General features: G+C 69.1%; 15 protein-coding genes. 7 read left to right on the forward strand and 8 right to left on the reverse strand.

Features of this window, described 5'->3' with window-relative positions; genetic code table 11:
* The first annotated feature begins 25 nt into the window (after positions 1–25).
* Positions 26–1,411, forward strand: a complete 1,386-nt coding sequence (locus tag AB0L60_RS27435) for a hypothetical protein (protein ID WP_364619249.1) — start codon at positions 26–28, stop codon at positions 1,409–1,411.
* A gap of 15 nt (positions 1,412–1,426) precedes the next feature.
* Here the strand turns inward: AB0L60_RS27435 and AB0L60_RS27440 are convergent, their stop codons facing one another.
* The gene (locus tag AB0L60_RS27440) at positions 1,427–2,485 is read right to left on the reverse strand and encodes an NAD-dependent epimerase/dehydratase family protein (RefSeq protein ID WP_364619252.1); all 1,059 of its coding nucleotides are present in this window, start codon (positions 2,483–2,485) and stop codon (positions 1,427–1,429) included.
* A 229-nt stretch (positions 2,486–2,714) separates the two neighbouring features.
* Here AB0L60_RS27440 and AB0L60_RS27445 point away from each other — a divergent pair, with 229 nt between their 5' ends.
* The 3 genes from AB0L60_RS27445 to AB0L60_RS27455 are packed head-to-tail and all read left to right on the forward strand — an operon-like array spanning position 2,715 to position 4,862.
* Positions 2,715–3,449, forward strand: a complete 735-nt coding sequence (locus tag AB0L60_RS27445) for an ABC transporter ATP-binding protein (RefSeq protein ID WP_364619255.1) — start codon at positions 2,715–2,717, stop codon at positions 3,447–3,449.
* Positions 3,446–4,234 (forward strand): ABC transporter permease, encoded by a 789-nt coding sequence (locus AB0L60_RS27450; protein WP_364619258.1) that lies wholly within the window; start codon positions 3,446–3,448, stop codon positions 4,232–4,234. The genes AB0L60_RS27445 and AB0L60_RS27450 overlap by 4 nt, the downstream gene beginning before the upstream one ends.
* 16 nt (positions 4,235–4,250) lie before the next feature.
* A complete protein-coding gene (locus tag AB0L60_RS27455) occupies positions 4,251–4,862 on the forward strand; it encodes a TetR family transcriptional regulator (RefSeq protein WP_364619261.1) in 612 nt (203 codons plus the stop codon).
* Positions 4,863–5,282: 420 nt separating this feature from the next.
* Here the strand turns inward: AB0L60_RS27455 and AB0L60_RS27460 are convergent, their stop codons facing one another.
* The 3 genes from AB0L60_RS27460 to AB0L60_RS27470 are packed head-to-tail and all read right to left on the reverse strand — an operon-like array spanning position 5,283 to position 8,234.
* The gene (locus AB0L60_RS27460) at positions 5,283–5,504 is read right to left on the reverse strand and encodes a Trm112 family protein (RefSeq protein ID WP_354848426.1); all 222 of its coding nucleotides are present in this window, start codon (positions 5,502–5,504) and stop codon (positions 5,283–5,285) included.
* A gap of 10 nt (positions 5,505–5,514) precedes the next feature.
* Complete coding sequence (locus AB0L60_RS27465) at positions 5,515–6,003, reverse strand: GtrA family protein (protein ID WP_364619265.1); 489 nt, start codon at positions 6,001–6,003, stop codon at positions 5,515–5,517.
* Entirely contained in the window at positions 6,000–8,234 is a 2,235-nt protein-coding gene (locus tag AB0L60_RS27470; RefSeq protein WP_364619624.1) for a hypothetical protein, read from the reverse strand. Before AB0L60_RS27470 ends, AB0L60_RS27465 begins: the two co-directional genes overlap by 4 nt.
* A gap of 349 nt (positions 8,235–8,583) precedes the next feature.
* Here AB0L60_RS27470 and AB0L60_RS27475 point away from each other — a divergent pair, with 349 nt between their 5' ends.
* On the forward strand, positions 8,584–9,639 hold the full coding sequence (locus AB0L60_RS27475) for a glycosyltransferase (RefSeq protein WP_364619626.1): 1,056 nt from the start codon (positions 8,584–8,586) through the stop codon (positions 9,637–9,639).
* Positions 9,636–10,775, forward strand: a complete 1,140-nt coding sequence (rffA, locus tag AB0L60_RS27480) for a dTDP-4-amino-4,6-dideoxygalactose transaminase (protein WP_364619268.1) — start codon at positions 9,636–9,638, stop codon at positions 10,773–10,775. Before AB0L60_RS27475 ends, rffA begins: the two co-directional genes overlap by 4 nt.
* Before the next feature lie 53 nt (positions 10,776–10,828).
* Here rffA and AB0L60_RS27485 read toward each other — a convergent pair whose 3' ends face one another.
* Complete coding sequence (locus AB0L60_RS27485) at positions 10,829–11,275, reverse strand: MarR family transcriptional regulator (protein ID WP_364619271.1); 447 nt, start codon at positions 11,273–11,275, stop codon at positions 10,829–10,831.
* Between the two features lie 139 nt (positions 11,276–11,414).
* Here AB0L60_RS27485 and AB0L60_RS27490 point away from each other — a divergent pair, with 139 nt between their 5' ends.
* On the forward strand, positions 11,415–12,890 hold the full coding sequence (locus AB0L60_RS27490) for an MFS transporter (RefSeq protein WP_364619274.1): 1,476 nt from the start codon (positions 11,415–11,417) through the stop codon (positions 12,888–12,890).
* 70 nt (positions 12,891–12,960) lie between these two features.
* On the opposite strand, the gene AB0L60_RS27495 is transcribed toward AB0L60_RS27490, so the two are convergent.
* The 3 genes from AB0L60_RS27495 to AB0L60_RS27505 all read right to left on the reverse strand — a co-directional run bounded on the left by AB0L60_RS27495 (position 12,961) and on the right by AB0L60_RS27505 (position 17,622).
* Entirely contained in the window at positions 12,961–13,833 is an 873-nt protein-coding gene (locus AB0L60_RS27495) for a sterol desaturase family protein (RefSeq protein WP_364619277.1), read from the reverse strand.
* Positions 13,834–13,914: 81 nt separating this feature from the next.
* Complete coding sequence (locus tag AB0L60_RS27500; RefSeq protein ID WP_364619279.1) at positions 13,915–14,514, reverse strand: TetR/AcrR family transcriptional regulator; 600 nt, start codon at positions 14,512–14,514, stop codon at positions 13,915–13,917.
* Between the two features lie 144 nt (positions 14,515–14,658).
* Entirely contained in the window at positions 14,659–17,622 is a 2,964-nt protein-coding gene (locus AB0L60_RS27505; protein WP_364619282.1) for an AMP-binding protein, read from the reverse strand.
* Between the last annotated feature and the right edge of the window lie 328 nt (positions 17,623–17,950).

Genomic DNA, 17,950 nt, shown 5'->3' on the forward strand with positions numbered 1-17,950 from the left:
GGTTTCGGAGCCTAGGGTTTCCGGCATGGCGAACGCTTCCGCGACCCGGGTCGCGCGCTCCGTCTCCACCCGTGCCGACGGCTGTTGCGCGCTCGCGGCTCTCCTCTTGGTCTGTGCCGCCTTTGCGTTTCCGCGAATCGAGGGCAAACCCTGGCGGGATCGGCTCTACGCCGAGGCCGCGCCGATCTTCGGTGGCTGGCTGCCGCATGTGGGGTGGGGCACGGTGCCGGCCGTCGCCCTCGCCGCGGCCGTGGTGCGCTTCGGCCCCGATCTGGCACGGCGGCTGTCGTGGGGACGACTGCTGCTGGCGGCGTGGGCGACAGCGGCGGCGTGGGCGTTCGCGCTGGCCATGGTGGACGGCTGGCAGCGCGGCTTCGCCGGGCGGCTCACCACCCGCGACGAGTACCTGCACGAGGTCGGCGGAGTGCACGACATCGGGGCCATGCTGCGCGGATTCTCCGGGCGCATCCTGGATTTCCAGCCCGATTCGTGGACCACCCACGTGTCCGGGCATCCGCCGGGCGCGCTGCTGGTGTTCGTGCTGCTGGACCGGATCGGATTGGGCGGCGGAGCCTGGGCGGGACTGCTGTGCGTACTGGTCGGGACCAGTGCCGCGGCGGCGGTGCCGTTCGCCATCCAGGCGCTGGGGTCCGAGCATCGGGCCCGGGCCGCAACGCCTTTCCTCGCGCTCATGCCCGCGGTCGTCTGGATCGCGGTCTCCGCGGACGGGCTCTTCGCCGGGGTGGGCGCCTGGGCGGTGGCATTGCTGGCGTTGGCGACCCGGCTGGAGCGCGGCTGGCCCCTGCTCGCGCTGGCGTCCGGAGTGCTGTTCGGGTTCACCCTCTTCCTGAATTACGGCCTGGCGCTCATGGCGATTCCGGCCGCGGCGGTGCTGCTGGCCCGGTCACTGCGGCCCGCGCTGCCGGCGGTCGGGGGTGCGCTGGCGGTGGTGGGAGTCTTCGCGGCGGCGGGGTTCTGGTGGCCCACCGGCTATCACCTCGTGGTGCAGCGCTACTACCAGGGCATCGCCAGCGAGCGGCCCTATTCGTACTGGGTCTGGGGCAATCTCGCGGCGACGGTGTGCGCGGTGGGGCTGGCCACCGCCGCCGCGGGCAGCCGGGTGCTGGTCGAGCTGGAGATCCTGCCGGTGCAGCCGTGGCGGAACCGGCTCTCGCGCTGGCGCTCCCGCGTCGATCCGGCGGCGCTACTGGCCGCCGCCGGGATCACCGCCATCCTCATCGCGGACATCAGCGGGCTGAGCAAGGCCGAGACCGAACGGATCTGGCTGCCGTTCGATGTGTGGGCGCTGTCGGCGACCGCGTTGCTCCCCCGCCACAGCACGCGCTTCTGGCTTGCCGCGCAGGCGGCGGGGGCGCTGCTCGTCAACCACCTGATCCTGACGAATTGGTAGTCGCCGCAGCCGGATTCACCGCCAGGTGGGGGCCCCGTTCCCGGCGGCGGAGCGCAAGGGCGCGGTCGCGAATTCGGCGAGCCCCAGACTCGGGGTGACGGCGGCGACGAAACCCAGTGAGCGGCGGGCGCGTTCGGGACTCGCCACGATGTGGCGGACGTCGCCGGCGCGGTAGTCGCCGGTCACCACGGGTTGTTTGCCGCCGCAGGCGCGGGCCAGGATGGCGGCCACCTCACCGATGGTGATGGGGGTGCCCGAGGCGATATTGAGCGGGGTGAACGCGCCCAGCGGGTGTTCGAGGGCGGCGACATTGGCTTCCGCGATATCGCTGACATGAATGAAATCGCGGGCCTGCGTGCCGTCTTCGAACACGCGCGGGGACTCACCCGCCTCGAGTGCGGAGCGGAAGATGGCGGCGACCCCGGAATACGGTGTGTCCCTGGGCATATCGGGTCCGTACACATTGTGGTACCGCAGTGCGGTGACGGTTCCGCCGGTGGCCGCGGCCCAGGCGGTGGCGTAGTGCTCCTGGGCCACCTTGGAGGCGGCGTAGAGGCTGCGCGGACGCAGGGGCGCGTCCTCGTCGATGGGCGCCCAGGTGAGGGGACGGCCGTCGGGGCCGCGGTAGTCGAAGCGGCCGTTGTCGAGATCGGCGCGGGTGCGCGGGGCCGGCTCGGCGGGCGCGCCCGCGGAATCGACGTAGCGGCCCTCGCCGTAGACCACCATCGAGGAGGCCAGCACCAGGTGGCGGCAGTGGGCGCGGTGCATGGCCGCGAGCAGTACGGCGGTGCCGAGGTCGTTGTGGCTGGCGTAGGCCGGGGCGTCCTGGGCGCTGACGCCCGCGCCGACCACGGCGGCCTGATGGCAGACGACGTCGATGCCGTGCAGGAGATCGCCGAGGGCGTCCGGGTCGCGCACGTCCACCCGGGCGATGCCGGGCGGGGGCACGGCGGCGGATCCGTGGGCAGCGGCGAGCATGAAGTCGGCCGCGACGACCTCGTGTCCGGCGGCCAGTGCCGCGCGGTGAATGTGCGAGCCGATGAATCCGGCTGCGCCGGTCAGAAGTACACGCATGCGGCGATTCTGGATGGACCGCCGCCGGAATGCGCCCGGACTGGCCGACCTCGCGTGATTCGTCACGATTTGGTCAGCGGAATCGGTCAGATACGACCAGATCGCCACGTCGGCATGACCGGATCGCCACGCCGGAAAACGACACGCAGCGGGGTCTTGCCCTGAGCCCCGGGTGAGCGCACAATTCATCACGTAGTGAATTCAACACTCGATGAATTGAGGGTGACCTGTGACGGCACCAGCGACGACAACCGACGCCATCGCCATCGAGCACCTGGAAGTGCGGCGCGGCGGGCATCAGGTTCTGCAGAACATCTCCCTGACCGTTCCGCGGGGCAGCATCACCGGGCTGCTCGGGCCGTCGGGGTGCGGGAAGACGACGCTCATGCGCAGCATCGTCGGGACACAGATCATCGAATCCGGGTCGGTGTCCGTACTCGGTGAGGAGGCCGGATCGCGCGGGCTGCGGCGGCGGGTCGGATACGTGACCCAGGATCCGAGCATCTACGACGACCTCACCGTGGCCAGCAATGTCGCGTATTTCGGTGCGCTGTACGGTGCTTCGTCGGCCGACGTCGAAACGGCGCTGGCCGCCGTGGGTTTGAGCAGTCATGCCGGGTATCGCGGCAACGAGCTGTCCGGCGGGCAGCGCACCCGTGTGTCCCTGGCCTGTGCACTGGTGGCCGATCCGGAGCTGCTGGTGCTCGACGAGCCGACGGTCGGTCTCGACCCGGTGCTGCGCGCCGATCTGTGGGAGCAGTTCCAGGCGCTGGCGAAACAGGGCCGGACACTGCTGGTTTCGAGCCACGTCATGGACGAGGCCGAGCACTGCGACCGGCTGCTGCTCATGCGGGAAGGCCGGCTGCTGGCGCAGCTCACGCCCGCCGAATTGCGGTCCGACACCGGCGAATCCAGTCTGGAGAACGCCTTCCTCAAGCTGATCCGGATGGGAGAAGAGCTGTGACCGCGACACTTTCACGCCCCGCGGGCCCACGTCCACTGGGCTGCTACACCGCCACCACCGTGCGCATCCTGCGCCAGCTGCGCGCCGACCGGCGCACGGTCGCCATGATCGTGCTGGTGCCCGCGCTGCTCATGACGCTGCTGTATTTCGTGTACAAGAACTATCCGACCATGCCGGGCGCGCCGCGGCTGTTCGACCGGGTCGGCATCACCATGCTCGGCATCCTGCCGTTCGTGGTCATGTTCCTCATCACCGCCATCGCCATGCAGCGCGAACGGGTTTCGGGCACGCTGGAACGGTTGATGACCACGCCGCTGTCCAAGTTGGACCTGCTGGCCGGGTACGGGACGGCGTTCTCCATCGCGGCCGCGGTGCAGGCGGCGGTGGCCTGTCTGGTGGCGTTCTGGCTGCTCGGGTTGAACGCGGCGGGCAGCCCGGGGCTGGTGGTGCTGATCGCGGTGGTCGACGCGGTGCTCGGGGTCGCGCTGGGCCTGCTGGCAAGCGCGTTCGCGCGCACCGAGTTTCAGGCCGTACAGTTCATGCCCGTGATCGTGCTGCCGCAATTCTTCCTGTGCGGCCTGCTGGTGCCGCGCGGTCAGCTGCCGAGCTGGCTGGAGGCGATCAGCAATGTACTGCCGCTCAGCTACGCCGTCGACGCGCTGGAGCAGGTGTCCACGCATACCGGGGCCACCGGGCAGATGTGGCGGGATGTGCTGATCGTGGCCGTCTTCGCAGCCGTCGCACTGGGATTGGGCGCGGCCACCCTACGCCGGCGCACCGCATGACCCGGAGACACGCGGCGTGAGCGGAGGCAACGGGACCCGCAGCGGACGGCGTCCGGGCAATTCCGGCACCCGGGAGGCGATTCTGGACGCCGCCCGGGTGCGCTTCGCCGAAGTCGGCTTCGACCGCGCCTCCATCCGCTCCATCGCCACCGCGGCCGGAGTGGATCCCGCACTGGTACACCACTACTTCGGCACCAAACACCAATTGTTCGCCGCCGCCCTGCAACTCCCCGTCGACCCCCAGACCATCCTCGCCGGCTTCGCCGCCGTCCCCGTGGAAAACCTGGGCGCCCACATCATTCGCACCGTCGTCGGCATCTGGGACTCCCCCGTCGGCATGCCCGCCGTAGCCGCCTTCCGCAGTCTCCTCGCCAGCGACGACCCCACCCTGGCGCGCACGTTCATCCTGGAAATAGTCCTGAAAGAGATTCGGCCCCTGGTCGATTCACCCCCCGGCACCGGTGCCCAACGCGCCGCCCTCGCCGCCTCCCAGCTGGCCGGCCTCCTGGTAACCCGCAAAATCCTCCGCCTGGAGCCCATCGCCTCCATGCCCATCGAAGACCTCGCCACCATCATCGGCCCCACCCTGCAACGCTATTTCACCGGCGATCTCCCCCAGCAGGGCTGATCTCGCCCGAGACATGCACCGGCAGAATCGAACCCGCTCCTACCAGCCAGCGGCCCCTGCGCGCGAGGTGTTCCCTTCTTGCTGCGGCGGCGTCCCCTGCGGCGGCACCGCTACCCAACCCTGCGGCTGCGGTACCCAACCCTGGGACCGAGCGACCCAACCTTGCGGCTGCCCCGCCATGACATGCGACTGCGGCGCCCCACGGCCACAATCGCCGCAGCGGTGAAAATCCAGAAACCCAGCACCCAGCACCACGCTGCGCGAGCCTCGCGCATACATCGGCTTGGAGCCGATACAGACCAGTAGGGTCGCCGCCGATCCGGTCCCCGGACTTGCGGCCGCCACCGCGACCGCGCGAGCCGGCCGTCGGCGGGACACAAGCCAGATCAGCGGGCGCTCATGGATGGAGCGGCGGGGGGATCAGGATTGGGTGAGGAAGAGGGTGTGTTCGTCGTCGGAGACGTCGCGGGCCTCGTCGACGAGCAGGACCGGGATTCCGTTGTCGACCGGGTAGGCGCGGCGCAGGCGGGGGTTGTAGAGCACGGTGTCACCGGTGGCGGTGTGGACCAGCTGCAGGGGGCCCTTGTCCTGGGGGCAGGCGAGCAGGCTCAGCAGGGTGGGGTCCAGGGTTTCCTCCGACATGTCCGACAACCTACCGGTCGGCGGGGGCGGGAGGGGAATCGGCGGGGCGGCGGAAGCTGATGTGGCGGTGGCCGAAGTAGCTGGCCACCGCGACCAGCCCCATGACCACCACGGCGGCCGGCTTGGCGGGGGCGTGCAGCAGGGAGACGGCCAGCTGCAGCAGCACCATGTTCAGCACCATGCCGACGGCGTTCACGCCGACGAAGGCCACGAAGTCGCGCAGCAGGTGGCCCCGCACCCGGAACACCAGGGTGCGATGCAGGACGAAGGCCACCACCATGCTGACCGCGTAGGCCAGCGCCACCGACAGCGCGGCCGCCACGTCCTTGGACACCACGCCGCCGAGGACGGTCAGCCACACGATGGTGAGCACCATGCCCAGCAGCGTGTTGAAGCCGCCGACCAGGGCGAAGGCGATCTCCTGCCGGCGCACCAGCCGCAGCAGCGGCCCGGCCGGGGCAGGCTCGGTGCCGGTGAGCGAGGGGCCCGTCTCGGTCACTTGGCGGTGCCCACCAGTTCGCGGTCCGGATCGTCGTCGAGCTGTTCGGCGGCGGGCACGTCCTGTCCGCGCCGACGCGAGCGAACGTACAACCATTGGAGCAGCCCGAGGCCGACGAGTCCGCCCGCGGCACTGCCGATTCCGATCTTCCAGCCCGGCGGCCGCCAGCTCACCTCCAGCACGGCCTTGTCGGTGCCGGCCGGAATGTCCACGGCCACGAAGACTTTCGCGACGGTGTGGAACGGGACGGCCTTGCCGTTGAGAGTGACGCGGTAGCCGGGCCAGCCCAGGCGCGCGAAGGTGACGCGGCCGCCGGTCTCCGAGGAGACCTGCACACGGCTGGTGGTGTCGGTCTCGTCGAGCGAGGTGGCGGTGACGTCGTGGGCGTCGCCGACGCGGCCGTTGACCGGGGAGATCGGGCCGTTGTCGCGCTCGAGCACCCAGATGTACTTCTCGTGCCCGGGCACGTCGGCGAAGTGCCAGCCCTCCGGGGCGGGTTGGTCACCGGCGTCGGGGAACATGGCCTTCTGCAGCACGACACGGTCGATCAGCATGAGGTCGGCGAGAGTGCGGCCGGTGGTCGGCTCGGCGCTGAACAGCCGGCGGTACGCGTCGGGGCAGACGCTGGAGTCCCAGCGCATGCAGAGCATTTCGCCGAAGTAGAAGTGCCCGTTGGGCGTATAGCCGTTGACGTAGTCCTGCTGCAGGTCCTTGGCGTAGTTGCCCCACACCAGCGACCCGTAGGCGCCCTGCAGGTTCTTGTCGGCGGGTTGCAGCAGGCCGCGGTCGGAGAGCTGAAGGGTGGTGCCGGCCGCGAACCTCGGGAAGGCGGCCATGGCCTCGTTGCGATCAGCGGGCAGGTTCCACGACATGGGCGTGGGCTGCACCCACCACACCTGGAACCAGGCGATCGGCACCATGGCGGCGATGACCAGCGCGGTGGCTCCGGTGGTGCCGCGGGTGCGGCCCAGCCACACCGCGCCGAACCCGAGGGCGATCACCACGGCGGCCGAGCCCAGGTGCCACAGCACCTGGTGCGGGTCGGCGGAGAAGGTGCGCACCCACAGCGCCAGGACCAGCACCAATCCCGAGATGATCCGCGTGTTGCGGTCCCGCAGCGTGGCGAAGCGGCCCAGCAGCACGCACACCAGCACGAGCAGACCCAGCGCCAGCATGGGCAGCACGCGGGCGGGCCAGCGCAGCGGGCCGACGGTGCCGGGCCCGGCGGTCCACATGAGCGCCATCAGTGCGAACAGGGCAATCGCGACGAACTGCTTCCAATGTTTCTGCGCCGCTTTCCAATCCACGAACGCCAGCGCCGGGATCAGGAACCAGGCGATGTAGGTCATGGGCAGCGGCTGGACGTAGCCCCACCACGAGGTGAACGCGGGCATGGTGGTCGGCAGGCTGGCGTTCAGCGATTCGGACCACGGCACGGTCAGGAACTGGTCGTTATTGATCTGCGAATTGCCGCGCCAGCTCACCTGCGCCGACAGCATCGAGGGCAGGAAGGTCAGCAGGCCCGCCGCGCCCGCGCAGGCCGCGGCGGCGGCCAGGCGCAGCAGCGGGCCGAACGCGTCGCGCCACTGCGGCCAGGTCCGCGGCCCCCGGCACACCAGGTAGCCGACGGCCACCGCGATCAGCATGAGCACGGCCTCGACCGCGGGGAACACGTACTGCACCGAGATCGCCAGGTACAGGTACACGAAGACCGGGATCGGACCGCCCTGGCCGCGCAGGTAACGCTCCGCGGACGCCCAGGCGTGGATCATCCAGGCGGTGCCGGCCATGGCGGTGAACCAGCTGGCCGAGTCGAAGAACAGGAAGAAGCCGGTGAACGGCATGGCCACCCCGGCCACCGCGGCCCACTGCGGGCGGGCGCCGTACACCAGGCACACCCGATACACGCCGAGCCCGGTGATGATCGCGAAGACCAGCTTCACGATTGTCGCGTACACGGCCAGGTTGGGCACCGAGGGCGCGATCAGATCGATCAGCAGCTGCGGCGGGTTGAACAGTCCCGCTTCCTCATTGGTGTAGTTGCCCGTCATCCACTGGTCCGGAATCAGCAGCGGGAAATGGCCGTCACGGAAGGCCCGGCCGAAGAACACCCACAGGCCCGTGTACTGGGATTCGGTGTCGTCGGTGAAGAAGTGGCGGGAGTTGGCCAGGATGACAGCCAGATAGCCGAGGGTCACCCCGATCGAAGTGACGATGCCCCAGCGGTACACCTCGCGCCGAGCCGCCTTGTCGTCCTGCCCGGATTCGGCGGCCCCAACCACCTTGGAAACTGAGCTTTCCACCACGAGTTCCAGACCCTACAGGGCGGCGATGTCGATGGCACTTACGCCGGTCCGTTGCGGGGGATGGACGTGGGGAATGATGCCGGGTGTCAACACTTCGCCCCGAATGCCGCGCCGAGCAGCGTGTTAGAGTTCAGCGCGGCTCGGGCTCCGGTTTCCGGGCTGGAGTTCCGGCGCACACCGTCATCGAAAGTACATTCAGCTGATGCCGATTCCGTCCGCCCGCACCTACGCGAGCGACCCCAGCGTGACCTCCGGCAGCGAGCGCCCGGCGCGGGTGCACGCGGTCTCCGTCGTGGTGCCCGTGTACCGCGGCGAGGAGACGATCGCCGCACTGGTCAGTGAGCTGGACAAGCTCGGGGAGCCGGTCACCACGCCCCAGGGCGCCACCTTCCGGGTCGAGGAGATCGTGCTGGTGCACGATCACGGGCCCGACCGCTCCGACGTGGTGCTGCAGGAGCTCGCCGAGACCTACTCGCAGGTGCGGGTGGTGTGGTTGAGCCGCAACTACGGCCAGGATGCCGCCACCATCGCCGGTATGGCCGCCGCGCAGGGCGACTGGACCGTCACCATGGACGAGGACGGCCAGCACGATCCGGCCTTCATCGCCGACTTCCTGGACACAGCGCTCGAGCAGCGCGCCGATCTGGTCTATTCCAAGCCGGCCAACACCCGCCCGCACGGCTTCCTGCGCAATGTCACCTCGCGCGGCGCGAAGATCGTGCTCGCGACGGTGTTCGCGTTCCCGGACTCCACCCGCTTCGAGAGCTACCGGCTGATCCGCGGCGATATCGCGCGGCAGCTGGCGCAGGTCGCCTCCAATGGCGTGTACCTGGATGTGGCGCTCACCTGGGTGGTGGGCGAGGCGGCGCAGGTGCCGGTGCAGTTGCGCGCCGAGGGCCGCGAGGAGTCCGGTTACAACTACCGGCGGCTGTTCTCGCTGTTCTGGAAGATGGTGCTGTGCAGCGGAACTCGCGGCCTGCGGCTGGTGAGCATGCTGGGTGTGACGCTGGCGCTGGGCGGGCTGGCCATGGCGGGGTGGGTGGTGTACCACCGGCTGACCGACAGCGGCACCGACCCCGAGGGCTGGGCCTCGCTCATGACGGTGCTGCTGCTGTGCTCGGGCGCGGTGCTGTTCTCGCTGGGCCTGATCGCCGAATACCTCGGTGTGGCATTGCATGTGCTGGTCGGCAAGCCGCTGTATCTGACGGTGGATTCGCCGACACCGCGGCCGCAGCAGTTGCGCGGCGGAATCCGCTATGACGGTGGAAATCACCACAACGGCACGACGAATCGGCACGACGAAGACATCGAGGGGGAGCTCCGCGCGTGAGCAGTGACCGCATCATCTTCAGCCGCCCGTTCCGCGCCGCGCGCGAACTGCCGAATGTGGAGGCCGTGCTGTCCTCGGACCACAGCCACGGCGACGGTCCCTTCACCGCGACTGCCACCACGAAACTGCGTGACATCACCGGCGCGCCGCACGCGCTGCTCACCACCTCGTGCACGCACGCGCTCGAAATGGCCGGGCTGCTGCTGGAACTCGGGCCCGAGGACGAGGTGATCGTGCCGAGTTTCGCGTTCACCTCCAGCGCGACGGCCATGGCGCTGCGCGGCGCGACCGTGGTGTTCGCCGATATCGACGCCGCCACCGGCAATCTGGATCCGGAGTCGGTGGCCGCGGCGGTCACCCCGCGCACCAAGGCTGTCATGGTCATCCACTACGGCGGTGTGGCCGCCGACATGGAGGGCCTGCAGCGGCTGGCCGACGCGCACGGCTTCGCCATCATCGAGGACAACGCGCACGGCCTGGGCGGCTATTACCGGGGCCGCCCGCTGGGCACCATCGGCACCGTGGGCGCGTTGTCCTTCCATGACACCAAGAACGTGCACTGCGGTGAGGGCGGCGCGGTGCTGCTCACCGACGAAATCCTCATGGCACGTGCGGAAATCATTCGCGAGAAGGGCACCGACCGGGCCCGCTTCCTGCGCGGCGCGGTGGACAAGTACTCCTGGCAGGACATCGGATCCTCCTACCTGCCCAGCGAATTGAACGCCGCCGTCCTCGACGCCCAGCTCGCCGAGTTCGACACCATCCAGCGCAACCGCCACCGCGTGTGGGACACCTACGCCGCCGCGCTCCCGGACTGGGCCGCCCGCAACGACATTCGCCTCATGACGGTGCCGTCGGATCGCGAGCACACCGCGCACCTGTACTACCTGCGCGTTCCCACCGAGCACCGCCGCGACGACCTCATCGCGCACCTGTCCCAGCGCGGCATCGTGGCCCCCTTCCACTATGTCCCCCTGGACTCCTCCCCCGCCGGGCTCAAGCTCGGCCGCACGCCGTTCCCGTGCGCGCGCAGCGCCGAGTTCTCGGCCACCCTGGTGCGGCTCCCCCTGTGGCCGGGCCTGACCGAGGAGCAGCTGACCCGCGTCGTCGACGGCGTCACCAGCTTCACCGTCTAGTAGCCGCGGGCCCGGCGGCATCACGGATGCCGTTGCCACACAAGAGGTCCGCGTCAGGGGCGCGCGGAAATACGGTTTCGGTAGCGGTCGATGTCGGCGTTCAGGCGAGCGAGGGAGTCGGCGAGGGCGGTGATCTCCGCGTCGGTCCAGTCGGCGACGATCTCGTCGAGATGGCGGATGCTCTGTGCGCGTTCACCGTTCAGACGGGACGCGCCTTCCGGGGTGAGGCGGAACTTGCGGGCGATGCCGCCGTCGGGGTCGGGGATGCGGTCGGCGAGGCCGGCGCGGAGCAGCGCCGCGGTCTGCCGGTTCAGGGTGGAGACGTCGAGGCCGAGGATTTCGCTGAGCCGGCCGATGGACATCGGGCCGTCGGCTTCGAGCAGGCTCAACAGCAGGTAGGCGCTGCGATCGAGGCTGGTGTCGGTCGCCTTGCGCGCGATGAGGCTGAAACGGCCCATCAGCATGGTCTGGAATTCCAGCAATTCGGTGGGCTTGGGCACGTCCCGTCCTTCCACGCGCATTGACCTGCGGGTTCAACCCCCTGTCCACCCACACCCTAGCGTTGTGCATCCGCCACTGCATGTGCATCTTGCACTTTATGTGTACAGTACACATGATTACGCATCGTGAGGAGATCCCATGACCCAACCCGATTCCGCTACGGCGTCCGGCTCGACGCCGGCGCGCACGGGCGCGGGCCGCACCCTCGCGGTGCTCGCCTACGCCGGTGTCATCGCGTCGCTCATGCAGACGCTGGTGGTGCCGCTGCTGGGTGAGCTACCCCGCATCTTGAATACGTCGGCCTCGAACACCAGCTGGGTCGTCACCATCACGCTGCTCGTCGCGGCCGTCGCCACGCCCGTCGCGGGCCGGCTCGGCGACATGTACGGCAAGCGGCGCATGATGATCGCCTCCACCATTCCGCTCATCGTCGGGTCGATCGTGTGTGCGGTGTCCGGCTCGCTGGTGCCGATGATCATCGGGCGCGGCCTGCAGGGGCTCGGCGTCGGCATCATCCCGCTCGCCATCGCCCTGCTGCGCGATGTGATGCCCGCCGAACGGCTCGGCTCGTCGATCGCGCTGATCAGCTCGTCGCTGGGCATCGGCGGCGCACTGGGCCTGCCGATCGCCTCGGCCGTCACCCAGTACAGCAGCTGGCGTGTGATGTTCTGGGTCGCGGCGGGTCTGGTGGGCATCGCCACCGCGTTGATCGTGACCCTGGTGCCCGAGGGCAGCTCGGAAGGACCGTCGGGACGTTTCGACCTTCCCGGCGCGGTGCTGCTCGGCGCCGGTCTGGTGTCGTTTCTGCTGCCCGTGTCGAAGGGCGCGACCTGGGGCTGGACCAGCGGCACCACGCTGGGCTTGTTCGCGGCGGCGGTCGTCGTCCTGCTCGCCTGGGGCTGGTGGGAGCTGAGGTCGCCCGAGCCGCTGGTGGACCTGCGCACCACCGCGCGTCCGCAGGTGCTGGTCACCAACCTCGCGAGTATCGCGATCGGTGTCGGCATGTACGCACTGCAGTTGAGCATGCCGCAGCTGTTGCAGCTGCCGACGTCGCTCGGCTACGGCTTGGGCCAGTCGATGATCATGATGGGTCTGTGGATGGCCCCGGGCGGCATCATGATGATGCTCGTCTCACCGGTGGGCGCCCGCCTGTCCGCCGCGCGCGGCCCGAAGATCACCCTGTTCACCGGCGCGTTGACCATGGCGGCCGGGTACGGGGTGGCACAGCTGACGATGGGCTCCACCTGGGGTCTGGAGCTGGTGAACATCATCTGCAGCACGGGTGTGGCGCTCGCGTACGGCGCGATGCCGGCGCTGATCATGAGCGGCGTGCCGCTGTCGGAGACGGCCGCCGCCAACAGCTTCAACACCCTGATGCGCTCGATCGGCACCTCCGTCTCCTCGGCGGTCGTGGGCGCGGTGCTGGCGCAGCTGACCATCTCGGTTGGCGGCCATGCCATTCCGACCGAGAACGGCTTCCGCACGGTGTTCCTGATCGGCAGCGCAGCCTGCCTGGTGTCCGCGATGATCGCGCTCGCGATCCCGGTCCGCAAGGCGGCCGCGGCCCGCACCACCGCAGCGGCCGAGCCACAGAAGGTACTGGCGGAGAACTGAACCGGAGCGCGAGGAGCACGGCCGTTTTTCGAAAGCCCGGTCTACGACCGGGCTTTCGTGCGGTGCGAGCTCAGGCGGGCTGGTCGCGCGGTTGCGGGGGCTGCCAGCCGGGCGGGGCGAAGATGTAGCCGAGTTTGCTGCGGTAGCCGTCGGCGGCGCGGACGTCGCGAATGATGTTGCCGTACTCGTGGTATTGCAGCTTCAGGAGGTTGTAGGTGCCGACCGGTTTGGTGAGACCGTAGGTGGGGCGGTGCATTTCGGGCTGGAAGGTGCCGAACATGCGGTCCCAGATGATGAGGATGCCGGCGTAGTTCTTGTCGAGGTATTCGGGATCCCTGCCGTGGTGGACACGGTGGTGCGACGGGGTGTTGAAAACGAATTCGATGGGAGCCCAGAGCTTTCCGATGGTCTCGGTGTGGGTGAAGAACTGATAGATCTGGTTGAGGATGAAGGCGATGTAGATCGTCCAGGGAGCGAAGCCGAGCAGCGGCAGGGGCGCCCAGAAGATGACCTCGGACCACGGATTCCACTTCTGCCGCAGGGCGGTTCCGAAGTTGAAGTACTCGCTCGAGTGATGGGCCTGGTGGGCCGCCCAGCCGATACGGACGCGGTGCGAGAAGCGGTGGTTGAGGTAGTAGAGCAGGTCGAGGACCACCATCAGCAGCACCCAGGTCCACCAGGCGCCGGTCGGAAGGTGCCAGGGCGCGAGATAGGTCCACACCAGGACGAACACCACCAGGCTGGCCGTCTTGAACACGAACGACGACACGATCGAGCCCAACCCCATGCTCAGGCTGGTGCGGGTGTCGCGTGCCAGATACCCGCTCGCATGCTCGCGATCGGCGTCCCGCAACGACGCCATCTCCACTGCGATACACAATAGAAAGACCGGGATCGCATAGAGCAGCGGCGTATTGATCTCATGCCAGACCTGCGAAAGCATCGAACCTCCACGAATTGACCAATTCGTAAGTTACCAATTGGTCAATTCAATGGCAAGAGTCCGCGACCGTTCCCGGTCGAATCAGGTGAGGGCTGCGAACAGGCGGGCGCTGCGCGCGATCATGGCCTCGGCCGTCTCGTCCGGATGGCTCAGCCACCAGTCGACGAGCGCGGCGACCAGTCCGGTCCACACGGCGATCAGCGCGGACAGATCCCGTGGATCGGTCAGCCCGTGCCCCGCCACGAACGCGCCCACGCCCCGGTCGGTTTGTGCATCGATGCGGGCGCGCGCGGCCAGCGCTGCCTCCGCCGCGGGCCCCTCGGCAGGGTGGGATCGGTCGTGCACGACCTTCCAGTCGTGTGGCCGCGGTTCGAGCGCGGTGAAGATCGCGGCCAGCGTGCGCTCAGCCATCTCCAGCGACGCCGTCCCCGACATGGCCTCGTCGATCGCATCTCCGAGCACCCCGGCGGCCCGCTCCACGCAGGCCACGTACAACCCGTCCTTGGACCCGAAATACCCGTACACCAACGGTTTCGACACCCCGGCCCCCGCCGCCACCACGGCCGGTGACAACCCCGCGTACCCGACCCGCGCGATCTCCGCGGCCGCCACATCGAGGATCTGCGCCTCCCGCTCGGCTCGCGGCACCCCCTTGGTCCCCGCCGTGCCGACCCGCTTCACGGCTCCGCTCCCACCTCCGACATCCGATCGCATGCTCGAAAATTACCATTCGGTCAATTCGATCGATCGCAGGCGAAATGCGAACGCGCCCCGGCCCTGCCGTGTCTTCTCCGGTACGACACGGTGGCGGGGGCGCGTTGGCGATCAGCCGAACAGTCGCGCGGCGAGGTCGGGGGTGAGGACCTCGTAAGCCTCGGTGGTGCGGTTGTACCACCACGTGCGGTCGTCGGGTGCGGCGCGGCCGGCGGCCTGCACCGCCCGCGTCGAGGGACGGTAGGTGGAGCTGCGGGGGATGTCGTCCACGACGTAGACGATGTCCGGGCGCTGATCGGGGGCGAGGGCCCGGACCGCCTCGGTCACATCCTTGGGAGCCAGGCTGAAGCCCGCACGGACGCTCACCGCGGCGACCGCGAGGATGCGGTCCCCGGCGGGGAGGCCGAAGGCCACCTCCATGTCGACGGCGGTGATGTCGTTCAGCGCGTCGACGATCGGCTGGGTGTAGACCGGGCCGCGCGGCGTCGGGATGACGGTGTCGCGGCGGTCCATGAGCCAGTAGTCGCCGTCGCTGTCGCGGCGGAAGAGGTTCTCGGTGGGCATCCAGGCGTCGCCGGGGGCGAAGACGCCGCGGAGTCCGCCCGCGGAGAGGTCGACGAGGTCGGAGACGGTGCCGATGAGCAGCCCCACCTCGTTGTCGGCGCAGCGCCGCGCGAAACCGCTGTCGTCGACCAGGATTTCGTCGGTCAGCGGGTCGTAGGCGATGAGTTCGACCTTGGCGGTGCCCGGCACCGGACGGCCCTTGGAGCCGATCTTGGCGCCGGAGACGTTGGCCAGCACCACGTCTCCCTCGATGGAGGCGTAGAACTCGAGCACCTTGGCGGGCGCGAAGCGCTCCTCGGTGCGCCGCCACAGGCCCCTGGGCATTCCGGACCCGATGAACAGGCGGATCGGATGCGCGTGCCCGTCGGCGAAGGTGTCGGCGTCGAGGATGTCGCGCAGCATGGTCCAGGTGTAGGTGACCACGGTGACGCCGTAGCGGTGCACCTCCTCGGCGAACCGCGCCGGTTCCAGCGAGCGGGCCAGCGCGATGCGGCTGCCGCCGGCCACCGCGCCACCCAGACTCACCAGTAATCCGGACGAATGGTACAGCGGCGCAAGGCAGTACACGGTGTCGTGGCGGCCCAGGTCCGCCGCCGACGCGGTGCCGAAGGCCGACAGCGCCCAGCGGTGATTGGTGACCTGCTTGACGTCGAACTTGTCGCCGGTGCCGGTCACCAGGATGAAGGCCAGCTCGCGCGCCAGGCCCGGGTCCGGCCGGTACCAGGCGGGCAGCTCCACCTGCGCCGGGTCGATCTGTTCCAGGTCGACCACATCGGCACCCGGCGGAATGTCGAGGACACGGGTATTGCCGCCGCCGAGCACCAGCACCCGGTGACCGGTGGCGGCCGCGCTGGCGAGGTTCTCCGGATCGGCGATGAGCAGCCTGGTCCCGGTCAGGTCCGCGACCTTGGAGAGTTCGCTCCCCGGCGCCAGCAGCACCGCGACCGCGCCCAGCCGCGACAGCGCGGCGATGGAGGCCAGCGCGCTCGGCCGGGTCTCCATGACCACGCCGACCCGGGTGGCCGGCCGCACGCCGACGGAGATCAGCCCGCGCACCACATTGTCGATGCGCTCGTTGACCGCCTCCTGGGTGTGCACGCGGTCGTCGAACACGAACAGATCGCGCTGCGGCGCGCGCCGCGCCTGCTCGGCGACCAAGCGGCCCAGCGAGATTCGAGTGTGCGGCTGGATCATGCCGAGCCGGGTCAGCCGGGGCAGCGCGCGGGCGGCCTCGCTGGTGAGTTCGACCGTACCGCGCAGCGTCTGCCCGGCCACGCCCTCGATGGTCTTGCCGACGCTGGTTCCGGCCTCGGCCAGCGTGCCGAGAGCGTGCACGACCCGGGTGAGCCCGGTGCGCGGGCCATTGCGGACCACCTCGGTGCTCATGCGCTCGACCTGCTCGGGCAGTTCGCCGCGGCCGCTGAGGTAGTTGACCCAGTCGCGCACCACGGGCCAGGTGTGCTTGGTGGCGGTGGAGCCCGACACCAGTCCGAAATGCCCGGCCACAATGCAGGTCTCGTATACGTCGGCATTGGGCGCGGCGTGCACGATGCCGCGCACGGCGGCGGGCTGGCCGATGTCGTCGACCTCGCCGACGAAGGCCAGGATCGGGCACTTGATCTCCGCCAGTGAGATGAGCTGATCGCGGATCACGAAGCCGCCCAGCATCATTCGATTGTGCTTGACGAACTGCTGGAGTAGGTCGGTGAGCGCGGGACCGGGGTAGCCGAGCCAGCCGTCGACCTCGAGGAAGCGGCGCTGACGCTCCTTGGGCAGCAGCGCCTCACGGTTGTGCAGCTGGCGCAGGAAGTCGATGCGGGCGCGGGCGGTCTTGACCGGGTCCAGGGCCTGGAAGCCCAGGCGCACCATGGAATCGGTGATGGGCAGCCGGTTCAGCACGTGATCGGTGAGGAAGTCGGCGGCGTCGGAAACCAGCCCGTGCGGTAGGCCGAAGGGCATGCCCGCCACAGCGTCGACCGGGCTCCCGAAGGTCACGATCGACTCGACGCCCTTGCCGTAGCGGTAGGCCGCGGTCTGGTAGGCGAACATGCCGCCCTGCGAGTACCCCATGAGATGCACGGCGCGGCCGGTGATTTCGGTGACGGTGTCGATGGCGCTCGAGACCGCCAGCACGTGGTCGGCCAGATCCCGGTCCCAGCCGCCCTCTTCGGTGGCCGGTGAGCCGAAATCGACCACCCAGCAATCTATTCCGCCCTGGTGCAGGATGCCGACCGCACCGTCGGCGGCATTCACGTCCCAGATCTCGGCGGTCACCATGATGGGCGGCACCAGCACTACCACCGGACGCTCCGCCCCGGTGTCGTCCGGGAAGTAGTGGCGCAGGCGGTACATCCGCTTCCGCTCCACCACCTCGTACGGCGACGATTCGATGTCGTGAACCAGTCCCCCGAACCGGATCACCTCGAGCCCGTTCTGTGCGGTCGCGACGAGTCGCTCGATCGGACCCACCACGGACCTCGTATTGAATTTCACGGCTTCTCTCCCAGACATTTCCTGGCCTTGACCAGCGTCACCCGCCCCGACGCGTCGCGATGAGCTTGCCATACGTCCACCCTACTGCGCTGGCGCTGTGACCAGCACCATGTCGGCTACGCGTGGCGGAGCGATCCGGGCCCGCGCCGAAGCAAACCGGCCGCTCGGGGTTTGCCGGATACAGCAACATTCCAGGCATCATGTTTTGGCATTTCGGCACGTCGCGGGACCCGGCGCTCTATCATCGGAATCGCTGGAATCGCACTGTCGCGCTTGTCATTTCACTCACTTGACTAATTCACGCAGGCCCCGCTCGGGTCTGCTGTTTCGCCGTGGACTCCACCGC

Source organism: Nocardia sp. NPDC051981 (assembly GCF_040680715.1).
GTDB lineage: Bacteria > Actinomycetota > Actinomycetes > Mycobacteriales > Mycobacteriaceae > Nocardia.